This is a genomic window from Sphaerisporangium dianthi (genome assembly GCF_042654065.1).
GTDB classification, from domain to species: domain Bacteria; phylum Actinomycetota; class Actinomycetes; order Streptosporangiales; family Streptosporangiaceae; genus Sphaerisporangium; species Sphaerisporangium dianthi.
In genome coordinates this window covers 130,230-141,310 of sequence record NZ_JBHSFP010000024.1, presented here as the reverse complement: position 1 = coordinate 141,310, position 11,081 = coordinate 130,230, and the positions used below count along the sequence as shown (strand labels likewise).

Here is an 11,081-nt window from a genome sequence, read left to right as displayed (position 1 = left end):
TCCCGGCCAACCAGCGGGGGCACTGTCTTTCGGCAGGACTCGAAGTCCAGGACACGCAAGTGCTCACCCACCGGACGGCTACCAACACCGAGTCTGCCGCAAGGCGACTCGCTAACACTGATTAGGACACCGAGACATGCCGGACCGGCGCGAGACGGCCGTACGCCACGTCCACTACCCGTTCACCGCGGTCGTGGGGCACGACGACCTCAAGCTGGCCCTGATCCTCAACGCGGTGTCCCCGCGCAGCGGCGGGGTGCTCGTCCGGGGCGAGAAGGGGACGGCGAAGTCCACGATCGTCCGCGCGCTGGCGGCGCTGCTGCCGCCTGTGGCCGTCGTCGCGGGATGCCGCTTCTCGTGCGACCCGGCCGCGCCCGACCCGGACTGCCCGGACGGGCCGCACGACACGGAAGGCCCGCACACCCTGGTCCGGCCGGCCCGGCTGGCGGAGCTGCCGGTCGGCGCCTCGGAGGACCGCCTCGCCGGATCGCTGGACCTGGAACGGGCGCTGACCGAGGGGGTCAAGGCGTTCGACCCGGGACTTCTCGCGGCGGCGCACCGGGGGGTCCTGTACGTCGACGAGGTGAACCTGCTGCATGACCACCTCGTGGACCTGCTCCTGGACGCCGCCGCGCTCGGCGTCTGCTACGTCGAACGCGACACCGTGTCCGTCCGGCACGCCGCCAGGTTCCTCCTGGTGGGCACGATGAACCCCGAGGAAGGCGAGCTGCGTCCTCAGCTTCTCGACCGGTTCGGCCTGACCGTCGAGGTCGTGGCGTCCCGCGACCCGGCCGAGCGGGCCGAGGTGATCCGCCGGAGGCTCGCGTTCGAGGACGACCCGGAGGGCTTCACCCGCCGGTGGCGGAAGGACGAGGAGGCCCTCGCCGCGCGCATCGCCGAGGCGCGCGCCGGCCTGGGCCGAGTGGTCCTGCCCGACGCCGCGCTTCACGTGATCGCCACCGTCTGCGCCGGGTTCGGGGTGGACGGGATGCGCGCCGACCTTGTCACCGCCCACGCCGCCGTGGCGCACGCGGCCTGGCGAGGAGGCACCCGGGTCACCGGGGACGACATCCGGCAGGCCGCGCGGCTCGCCCTGCCGCACCGCCGCAGGCGTGATCCGTTCGACGCTCCCGGTCTCGACGAGAACGAGCTCGACGAGCTGCTCCGCGACGCGGCCTCCGCCCTGGAGGAGGAACCGGACCTCGACCCAGACCCCGACACCGGGTCCGGCCCGTCCGGTGAGGGACCGGACGCCGAGCCGGGCTCCCCGGCGGACGGCAGTCACGACGGCACCCATGACGACACCCATGACGGTGCTCGTGACGACGCCCATGATGGCGCTCGTGACGGTGCCGCCTCGCCCGGCCCCGCGCGGGCCCAGGACGACGAGCCCCGCCAGGGGCCCGAGCCTGACCAGGAGGCGCGCGATGCCGGGACGGGCCCGGCGCCGCGGGACGAGGCCGCGCCGGCCCCCGGGCGGCCGACGCCGCCGGCCGGCGAGCCGTACCGGGTGCGGGCGCTGACCGTGCCGGGGCTCGGAGCGGGCGCGCCGGGGCGGCGGTCCCGGGCCCGCACCACCCACGGACGCGTCGCTGGGGCGCGGGCTCCGTCCGGGCGCCTCGGCTCGCCGCACCTGACGGCGACCCTGCGCGCCGCGGCCCCGTACCAGCGGGAACGTGGCAGGACCGGGCCCGGGCTCATCGTGCGGCCGGGCGACCTGCGCGAAGCCGTGCGCGAGGGGCGGGAGGGCAACCTCGTGCTGTTCGTCGTGGACGCGAGCGGATCCATGGCGGCCCGCCGGCGCATGGGCGCGGTCAAGGGGGCCGTGCTGAGCCTGCTGCTGGACGCCTACCAGCGCCGCGACAAGGTCGGGCTCGTCACCTTCCGCGGCGCGGGAGCCGAGCTGGTGCTGCCGCCCACCTCGTCGGTGGAGGCCGGAGCGGCACGCCTGCGTGAGCTGCCGACGGGCGGGCGCACGCCGCTGGCCGCAGGGCTGCGCAGGGCCGCACGGGTGGTGCGCGCCGAACGGTTGCGGGACCCCGCGCGCAGGCCGCTGCTCGTCGTCGTCACCGACGGGCGCGCCACCGCCGGCACGGACGCCGACGTGCGCCGCGCCGCCTCGACGCTCAAGGACGTCGCCGCGGTCGTGGTCGACTGCGAGACCGGCCCGGTGCGCCTCGGACTCGCCACGCGCCTCGCGGCGCTGCTCGGCGGCGAGGCCGTGGGGCTGGACCACCTGGCGGCAGGCGGTCTGCGTGATCTCGTCCGCGAACGACGGAAGGTGGCCTGAGGTGCCGCAGGGGAAGCCGGAGCTGGTGCCGGAGGACGGCCTGACCACGCGGCAGCGCCGGGCCAGGCCGCTCGTGCTCGTGCACACCGGCCCTGGCAAGGGGAAGTCCACGGCCGCCTTCGGGCTGGCGCTGCGGGCCTGGAACCAGGGCTGGCCGATCGGCGTGTTCCAGTTCGTCAAGTCCGCCAAGTGGCGCGTCGGCGAGGAGCACGCCCTCACGGTGCTCGGCGCGTCCGGCGCCGGGGGCACGGTGGCATGGCACAAGATGGGCGACGGCTGGTCCTGGGTCAGGAAGCCGGGCACCGAGGCCGACCACGCGGCCGACGCCCGCGAGGGCTGGGAACAGGTCAAGCGGGACCTCGCCGCCGAGACGTACCGGCTGTACGTGCTGGACGAGTTCACCTACCCGATCACCTGGGGGTGGATCGACGTGGAGGACGTCGAGGCCGCGCTGGTCGCTCGGCCGGGCACGCAGCACGTCCTGATCACCGGGAGGGACGCCCACCCGCGCCTGCGGGAGATCGCCGACCTGGTCACCGAGATGACCAAGGTCAAACACCCCATGGACGCGGGCCAGAAGGGGCAGAAGGGTATCGAATGGTGACCGGGCTTCCGCGCCTCGTGATCGCGGCGCCCGCTTCGGGGGCGGGCAAGACCACGGTGGCCACCGGCCTGATGGCGGCCTTCGCCGCCAAGGGGTTGTCGGTCTCGCCGCACAAGGTCGGGCCCGACTACATCGACCCCGGCTACCACGCCCTCGCGACGGGCCGCCCTGGCCGCAACCTCGACCCGTGGCTCGTCGGAGAGGAGCTGATCGCCCCTCTGTTCCTGCACGGCGCCGAGGGCGCCGACATCGCGGTCATCGAGGGGGTGATGGGCCTCTTCGACGGCTCCAGCACCCCGGACGACTCCACCGCGGACGCCTCCCCGACGTACGCCTTCACGTCGGACGCCTCCTCGACGGGTGTGTCCACGACGGACGCCTTCACCTCAGGCGCCTTCACCCCGGAGGCCTCCACGACGGGTGTCTCCATGAGAGAGGACTCCACGAGGGGTGCGTCCAGCCGGGCCGATTCCATCGAGGGGGACGTCGCGTCCACCGCGCATGTCGCCCGTCTGCTGGACGCTCCGGTCGTCCTGGTCGTGGACGTGTCCGGGCAGGGAAGGTCGGTCGCGGCGCTCGTCCACGGGTTCATGTCCTACGACACGCGGGTCCGCATCGGCGGGGTCATCCTCAACCGGGTCGGGTCCGCGCGCCACGAACGGATCTGCCGGGACGCGCTGGCCGAGACGGGCGTCGAGGTGTACGGCGCGATCCCGCGTACGGCCATGGTCTCGACGCCGTCCCGGCACCTCGGCCTGGTGCCCCCGGCGGAGCGGGCGGGCGCGGCCGTTGAGGCCGTCGCTGCGATGGCCGACCTGGTGGCCACGACCTGCGACCTCGCCGCCATCGCCCGCCTCGCCGACAGCGCGCCCCGGCTCGCCGCGCCCGCCTGGGACGCCGGCGAGGCGCTCAGCGGCCTCGGTGGCCTTGGCGGGCTCGGTGGCCTCAGCGGGCTCGACGGGCCTGACGGGCGCGACGGGCCTGACGCGGGTGGCGGGCGGCGGCGCGCCGGGCGCGGCAGGGACGTCGTGATGGCGGGCGACGGGCGGCGGCGCACCGGGCGCGGCGCGGACGTCGTGGTGGCCGTGGCCGGGGGCAAGGCGTTCACGTTCGGGTACGCCGAGCAGGCCGAGCTGGTCGAGGCGGCGGGCGGCACGATCGCCGTCTTCGACCCGTTGCGCGACGAGAGCCTTCCCGCGGGGACGCGCGCCGTCCTGCTGCCCGGCGGGTTCCCCGAGGTGTACGCGGTGGAGCTGTCGGCCAACGAGCCGCTGCGCCGCGAGATCGCCGCGTTCGGCGGGCCCATCGTCGCCGAGTGCGCGGGGCTGCTCTACCTCTGCCGCGAACTGGACGGGCGTCCCATGTGCGGGCTCGTGGACGCGAACGCGGCGATGACCGGCCGGCTGACGCTGGGATACCGCAGCGCCGTGTCGGTGCGGGACTCCGTGGTGACGCGCGAAGGCGAGAGGTACCGAGGACACGAGTTCCACCGCACCCAGGTCACCCCCGTAGGCGACCCCGAACCGCTGTTCCGGTGGCGGGGCGGCGCCGACGGGTACGGGGGCCCGAAGCTCGCGGCCTCGTACCTGCACCTGCACTGGGCCGGAAGCCCGTACATGGCCGCGAGGCTGGTGGACGATGCCGGCCTCTGACGCCATGCCCACCGGGCACGCGACCACGCCGTTGACCGGCGTCGACGCGGGCACGCCGGTGCCCCTCGCCGGCGCGGGCATGAGCGCGCCGACGGTCGGCGTCGGGGCCGGCGCGGGCACGTCCGCGCCGACGGCCGGCGCGGACGTGAGCGTGCCGGTGACCGTCGTCGGCGTCGGCGCGGACGGCTGGGACGGACTGTCACCCGCCGCGCGGGCGCGGATCGCCGGGGCCGACGTGCTCATCGGCGGCCCCCGGCAGCTCGCGCTCGTGCCCGCGGAGGCGGACGCCGAACGCGTCGCCTGGCCCTCGCCGCTGGTGCCCGCCGTCCGCGAGCTGCTGTCCCGGCACGCGGGCAGGAAGGTGTGCGTGCTGGCCAGCGGCGATCCCATGTTCCACGGCGTGGGCTCGACCCTCGTCCGGCTGCTCGGCCCCGAGCGGGTGCGCGTCGTGCCGCATCCGTCGTCGGTCTCGCTCGCCTGCGCCCGGATGGGCTGGCCGGTCGAGGACACCGCCGTCGTCAGCCTGGTGGGGCGGCCGGTGGAGCGGCTGAACCGGGTCCTGTGGCCGGGAAGCCGTGTGCTGGCGTTGAGCGAGGGCGCGACGACGCCCCGCCTGGTCGCGGAGCTGCTTCGCGCGCGCGGGTACGGCGCGAGCACGATGACCGTGCTCGAACGGCTTGGCGGCCCCGCCGAGCGTTCGGCGACCGGCACGGCGGACGAGGCGGACGCGTGGGCGGCGGACGCGGGCCCGCTCAACGTCGTCGCCCTGGAGGTCCGCGCCGACCCCGCCACGGTGCCGGCCCCGATGCCGCTTCCCCTGGTCCCGGGCCTGCCGGACGAGGCGTACGAGCATGACGGGCAGCTCACCAAGCGGGAGGTCCGCGCGGTGACGCTGGCGTGGCTCGCTCCGCTGCCCGGCCGGCTGCTGTGGGACGTGGGGGCGGGCGCGGGCAGCGTGGCGATCGAATGGATGCGCGCGGCCTCCGGCTGCCGGGCGATCGCGGTGGAGCGCCAGGCGGAGCGTTCCGGCCGCATCGCACGCAACGCCGCCGCGCTGGGCGTGCCCGAGCTGCGGGTCGTCACCGGCACGGCGCCCGCCGCGCTGGCGGGCCTCGACCGTCCCGACGCCGTCTTCATCGGCGGCGGCGCGACGGTCCCCGGCATGGTCGAGACCTGCTGGGACGCGCTGCGTCCCGGCGGCCGGCTGGTGGTCAACGCGGTGACGGTCGAGTCCGAGGCCGTCGTGGCGGCGTGGCACGCCAAGGCGGGCGGCGATCTGGCGCGCGTCGCCGTACAGCGCGCCGGGCGGCTGGGCGGGTTCACCACCTGGCGACCGGCGATCCCGGTGACCTTGTGGACGGCGGTGCGCCCATGACCCCGATGGGCGGGAGAAGAAGGGAAAAGACGGCGTGACCGTGCATTTCATCGGAGCCGGGCCAGGCGCGGCCGACCTCATCACCGTGCGCGGGCGCGACCTGCTGGCCGCCTCGCCGGTGTGCCTGTACGCCGGGTCCCTGGTGCCGAAGGAGCTCCTTGAGTACGCGCCCCAGGGAGCGCGGCTGGTCGACACCGCCAGGATGACGCTGGACGAGATCGTGGCCGAGATGCTGGAGGCGCACGCGGTGGCGTCGGACGTCGCCAGGCTGCAGTCGGGCGACCCGTCGATCTTCAGCGCGATGGCCGAGCAGATGCGCCGCCTGGACGCCGCCGGCGTGCCCTATGACGTGACGCCCGGTGTGCCGGCCTTCGCGGCGGCCGCGGCCTCCCTCCGCCGGGAGCTGACGGTCCCGGGGGTGGGTCAGACGATCGTGCTGACCCGCACGTCCGCCCGCGCCACGGCGATGCCCGAGGGCGAGGATCTGGCCGGCCTGGGCCGGAGCCGGTCCACGATGGTGCTCCACTTGGCGGTCCAGCGGATCGAGGCCGTGGTCGAGGAGCTGATCCCCAACTACGGGGCCTCCTGCCCCGTCGCCGTCGTCGCCCGTGCCAGCCGCGACGACGAGATCGTCCTGCGCGGCACCCTGGCCGGCATCGCCGAGCAGGTGCGCGAGGCGGGTGTCGTCCGCACGGCCGTGATCGTCGTCGGCGGCGTGCTGACCGCTTCGGAGTTCCCCGACAGCCACCTGTACTCGCCCGCCCGCGTCCGTGACTGACGCGGCGGGGTCCCTTCCTCAGGACGGGGCGCCGGCGGCGGGCGTCCATGGGGGAGTGGGGAGGGCGAAGGGGCCGGAGGAGAACGCGCCTGAGTACGTACGTGACGGGACGGAGATCGTGCCTGAGCACATACGTGACGGGACGGGGACCGTGCCTGAGTACATACGTGACGGGGCGGAGATCTACCGCAGGTCGTTCGCGACGATCCGGGCCGAGGCGCGGCTGGGCGATCTGCCGGACGACGTCGCGCGCGTGGCGGTCCGCATGATCCACGCGTGCGGCATGGTCGATCTCGTGGACGATCTGGCCTGGTCGCCGGGGGTAGTGGCGCGCGCGAGAGTCGCGCTGAACGCCGGAGCGCCGGTGCTGTGCGACGCGTCCATGGTCGCGTCAGGGGTGACGCGCCGGCGGCTGCCCGCCGGCAACGACGTGATCTGCACGCTCGGCGACGCGAGGGTGCCAGGACTGGCCCGCAGGCTCGGCACCACGCGCAGCGCCGCGGCGCTGGAGCTGTGGCGCGACCGGCTGGCCGGCGCCGTGGTGGCCGTCGGCAACGCTCCGACGGCCCTGTTCCGGCTGCTGGAGCTGCTGCGGGAGGGCGCGGGCCCGCCCGCCGCGGTGCTCGGCGTCCCCGTGGGGTTCATCGGCGCCGCCGAGTCCAAGCAGGCACTGGAAGAGTACGGCGGCGACCTCGCGTACCTGGTCGTGCACGGGCGCCGGGGTGGAAGCGCGATGGCGGCGGCCGCCGTCAACGCGATCGCTAGCGAGGAAGAGTGACCGACGCATGAACGACTTCGGCCAAGGGCGGAACACCGGCCCCTCGGTACCGGGGCACGCCGGCCGGTCGGCACCCGGGCAGGCTGGACGCTCGGTACCGGGGCACGCTGGATCCTCGGTACCCGGGCAGGCTGGACGCTCGGCACCCGGCCACGCCGGCCCGTCGGTACCCGGGCAAGCTGGACGCTCGGTACCGGGGCACGGCGGATCGTCGGTACCGGGGCATGCCGGGGCAGCGGGGGGCGGGGACGACGGCCCGGCGGGGGGTGGGCGCCTGTGGGGTGTGGGGCTGGGCCCCGGGGACCCGGAACTGGTGACGGTGAAGGCCGCCCGCCTGATCCGCGACGCCGGCGTGATCGCCTACCACAGCGCGCGGCACGGCCGCAGCATCGCGCGCGGCGTCGCCGAGCCTTACCTGCGCGGCGACCAGGTCGAGGAAGCGCTGATCTACCCGGTCACCACCGAGACCACCGGCCACCCCGGCGGCTACCGGGGCGCCATCGACGACTTCTACGCCACCTGCGCCGAACGGCTGGCCGCGCACCTCGACGCCGGACGCGACGTGGTCGTGCTGTGCGAGGGCGACCCGCTGTTCTACGGCTCCTACATGCACCTGCACAAGCGGCTCGCGCACCGGTACCCGACCGAGGTGGTCCCCGGCGTCACCTCGATGAGCGGGGCGTCGGCGACGCTCGGCCGTCCCCTCGTCGAGGGGGAGGAGACGCTCACCGTGCTGCCGGGCACCCTGCCGGAGGACGTCCTCGCCGAGCGGCTGGCCGCCGCGGACTCGGCGGCGATCCTCAAGCTCGGGCGCACGTTCACCTCCGTGCGCGAGGCGCTGCGCCGGGCGGGGCGCCTGGACGAGGCGTGGTACGTCGAGCGGGCGACCACCGACCGGCAGCGGATCGCGCCGCTCGCCGAGGTGGACCCGGCCGAGGTCCCGTACTTCTCGATCGCCGTCCTCCCCAGCCGCGCGGGCGCCTCCCTGACCCGGGTCGCCGGGACGGGCGGGGCCACGGGCGCCGGCATGGGTCGCCACGCCGCGGTGGACGGCGTCACGGCCGAGGGCGCCACGGCCGAGGGCGCCGCGGCCGAGGGCGGCCTGGTGGGGGGTGCCGCGTCTCAGGTGCCCGCGCCGGAGGGGGCCCGCGGGGAGGTGGTCGTGGTCGGGCTGGGACCGGCGGGCCGGCCGTGGCTGACCCCGGAGGCGCAGGACGCCCTGGCCACCGCGGACGAACTCGTCGGTTACGGCCCCTACCTGGACCGGGTGGCGCCCAACCCGCGCCAGAGGCGGCACCCCACCGACAACCGCGTCGAGGCCGAGCGGGCGGCGCACGCGCTCGAACTGGCCCAGGCCGGATCCCGGGTCGCCGTCGTCTCCTCAGGGGATCCAGGGGTGTTCGCGATGGCGAGCGCGGTGCTGGAGGTGGCGTGCGAGCCCCGGTTCGCGCGGGTGCGGGTGCGCGTGGTCCCCGGCCTGACGGCCGCGCAGGCGGTCGCCGCCCGGGCCGGCGCGCCGCTCGGGCACGACTACTGCGTCCTGTCGCTGTCGGACCGGCTCAAACCCTGGGACGTGATCGCCGGGCGTCTCACCGCCGCGGCGCGCGCCGACCTGGTCCTCGCGATCTACAACCCGGCGTCGCGCAGCCGTACGTGGCAGGTGGGCGCGGCACGCGATCTGCTGCTGGAGCATCGCTCACCCGACACTCCCGTGGTGATCGGGCGGGACGTCGGCGGACCGGGCGAGAGCCTGCGCGTCACCACGCTGGCCAAGCTGGACCCGGCCGATGTCGACATGCGCTGCCTGCTGGTGATCGGCTCGTCCACCACCCGCGCCGTGGAGCGGGACGGCCGTCCCGCGGTCTTCACCCCACGCCGTTACCCGGCGTGAGACCGGACGCAGGACGGGTCGCGGGGCCGGCGTGGGCGATCACGTCGACCCAGTCCAAGGCATCCTGCACGGTCTGGACGGTACAGAGCGTCCCCGGCCGACCGAGGGCGCACATCCCCGCAGGGCCGGCGCCGGCCGTCCCTGCGACCCCGGCAATGGACGTTCCTGCGGTGCGGATGGCGGGCGTGTGTGTCGGCTCTGTCGCCGGCTCTGGGACCGGACCGGGCAGGGGCGGGCGGCGTACCACCACGACGGGCAGGCCGAGTTCGCGGGCGGCCGCGAGCTTGGCCATGGTCATGCCGCCTCCGCTGTCCTTGGTGACCAGCATGTCGACGCGGTGCGCCCGCATCAGCGCGAGCTCGCTCGCGAGGGTGTAGGGACCCCGGTCGAGCAGGAGGTGGCAGTGTTGAGGCAGCGGAGGTCCGGGCGGGTCCACCGTGCGGATCAGGAACCACAGGCCGTCCAGGCCGGCGAACGCGGACAGCCCTTGGCGGCCGGTGGTCAGAAAGGCGCGCCGGCCGAGGGCGGGCAGGGTCGTGGCGGCCTCGTCGAGGGAGGCCACCCAGCGCCAGTCGTCTCCGGGGCCCTCGGTCCATCCCGGCCGCCGGAGCACCAGCAGCGGCACTCCCGCCGCCGCGCACGCCCGGACGGCCGAGGCCGTGATCCGCTCGGCGAACGGGTGCGTGGCGTCCACGACGGCGCGGATCCCCTGCTCCAGCAGCCAGGCCGCCATGCGCTCAGGCCCGCCGAAACCGCCGACGCGCACCTCTCCCTCGGGAAGCCGGGGGTCGGTCACCCGTCCGGCCAGCGACGACACCACGCGCAGCTCGGGCCGCTGGACCAGGGCCGCGGCCAGTCTCCGTGCCTCCCCTGTGCCACCGATCACCAGCACTCCGGCCTTCACGTGCCCTGCCTTCCCACTCGGCGTCCTGACTTGTCCATTCTTGACGCATGAGCACGGGGCTGCGGTACCGGTGGACGACCGGCGCGTGCGCGACGGCGGCCACCACGGCCGCCTCCACGGCGCTGCTGACCGGGACGTTCCCCGGCCCGGTGGAGATCAGGCCGCCGCGCGGACGGACGCCGGCGTTCGCGCCGCTCGTGGAGGAACTGGGAGCCGACCCAAGGGGGGAGCACTGGGCACGGGCCGGGGTGGTGAAGCTCTATCCGTGCTGGGAACCGGGCGTGAACTGCCAGCCGGGATACGCCTGGGACAGCCGGGAAACGTGACCGTCCCAGCTTGCGGCAGGCAGGCGCTGGGCATCGTGGAGGACGACATGGCTGGACCGGATCTCGAATCCCCAGGAGAAGCCCAGCACCGCGGACACTTCACGTGTCACCAACGTCGGGGAGAAGCACAGGAAGCTGTGCGCCAGCCAGATCATGTCATCGCGTGCGTCACGTGATGGGGCGTCGAAGAGGGTAGGGCAGATGCCGAACCAGGCGTAGGGCACGTCCAGGTCGCTGTAGAAGCCGAGAGGGTCGGGATCGAAGCCCTCTTCACCGGACTCGCCGTCGGTGCTGCTGACCAGTTGAACCCAGCCCATGGCTGCCGTGTACCCACGTCCGGGGTAGTCGATGACGGCGGTACAGACGGGCAGGTCTTGGGCGCCTTCCGGATGCCGGCATCCAAGCGCGACCGGGGCATCGTTGACCGCGACCTTCACGTCTACGGTGCCCTCGATTCCGCGCAACTGGAACGGTATCCGCATG

General features: G+C 74.9%; 10 protein-coding genes. 8 read left to right on the top strand and 2 right to left on the bottom strand.

The genetic code is table 11. From position 1 onward, the window contains the following. Positions 1-136: 136 nt before the first annotated feature. From ACFO60_RS28445 to ACFO60_RS28415, 7 genes are all read left to right on the top strand, one after another. Positions 137-2,290 carry a putative cobaltochelatase gene (locus ACFO60_RS28445; protein ID WP_380845872.1) on the top strand — a complete coding sequence of 718 codons (2,154 nt, stop codon included), beginning with the start codon at positions 137-139 and terminating at the stop codon, positions 2,288-2,290. Between the two features lies 1 nt (position 2,291). Next, positions 2,292-2,894 carry a cob(I)yrinic acid a,c-diamide adenosyltransferase gene (cobO, locus tag ACFO60_RS28440; protein ID WP_380845869.1) on the top strand — a complete coding sequence of 201 codons (603 nt, stop codon included), beginning with the start codon at positions 2,292-2,294 and terminating at the stop codon, positions 2,892-2,894. Continuing rightward, positions 2,888-4,546, top strand: coding sequence for a cobyrinate a,c-diamide synthase (locus ACFO60_RS28435; RefSeq protein ID WP_380845866.1), 1,659 nt, complete (start codon positions 2,888-2,890; stop codon positions 4,544-4,546). The genes cobO and ACFO60_RS28435 overlap by 7 nt, the downstream gene beginning before the upstream one ends. Then, entirely contained in the window at positions 4,533-5,921 is a 1,389-nt protein-coding gene (gene cbiE, locus ACFO60_RS28430; RefSeq protein WP_380845863.1) for a precorrin-6y C5,15-methyltransferase (decarboxylating) subunit CbiE, read from the top strand. Before ACFO60_RS28435 ends, cbiE begins: the two co-directional genes overlap by 14 nt. A 34-nt stretch (positions 5,922-5,955) precedes the next feature. Next, complete coding sequence (gene cobM / locus ACFO60_RS28425; RefSeq protein ID WP_380845860.1) at positions 5,956-6,699, top strand: precorrin-4 C(11)-methyltransferase; 744 nt, start codon at positions 5,956-5,958, stop codon at positions 6,697-6,699. A 151-nt stretch (positions 6,700-6,850) separates the two neighbouring features. Then, on the top strand, positions 6,851-7,477 hold the full coding sequence (locus ACFO60_RS28420; protein ID WP_380845857.1) for a precorrin-8X methylmutase: 627 nt from the start codon (positions 6,851-6,853) through the stop codon (positions 7,475-7,477). A 274-nt stretch (positions 7,478-7,751) separates the two neighbouring features. Continuing rightward, complete coding sequence (locus ACFO60_RS28415; protein WP_380845887.1) at positions 7,752-9,368, top strand: precorrin-2 C(20)-methyltransferase; 1,617 nt, start codon at positions 7,752-7,754, stop codon at positions 9,366-9,368. On the opposite strand, the gene ACFO60_RS28410 is transcribed toward ACFO60_RS28415, so the two are convergent. Continuing rightward, a complete protein-coding gene (locus ACFO60_RS28410) occupies positions 9,343-10,272 on the bottom strand; it encodes a cobalt-precorrin-6A reductase (protein WP_380845854.1) in 930 nt (309 codons plus the stop codon). The genes ACFO60_RS28415 and ACFO60_RS28410 overlap by 26 nt on opposite strands. A 47-nt stretch (positions 10,273-10,319) precedes the next feature. Here ACFO60_RS28410 and ACFO60_RS28405 point away from each other — a divergent pair, with 47 nt between their 5' ends. After that, the gene (locus ACFO60_RS28405; RefSeq protein WP_380845851.1) at positions 10,320-10,598 is read left to right on the top strand and encodes a cobalt-precorrin-5B (C(1))-methyltransferase; all 279 of its coding nucleotides are present in this window, start codon (positions 10,320-10,322) and stop codon (positions 10,596-10,598) included. Here the strand turns inward: ACFO60_RS28405 and ACFO60_RS28400 are convergent. Next, positions 10,532-11,080, bottom strand: coding sequence for a hypothetical protein (locus tag ACFO60_RS28400; RefSeq protein ID WP_380845848.1), 549 nt, complete (start codon positions 11,078-11,080; stop codon positions 10,532-10,534). The two genes, ACFO60_RS28405 and ACFO60_RS28400, sit on opposite strands and share 67 nt — an antisense overlap. Position 11,081: the final 1 nt, after the last annotated feature.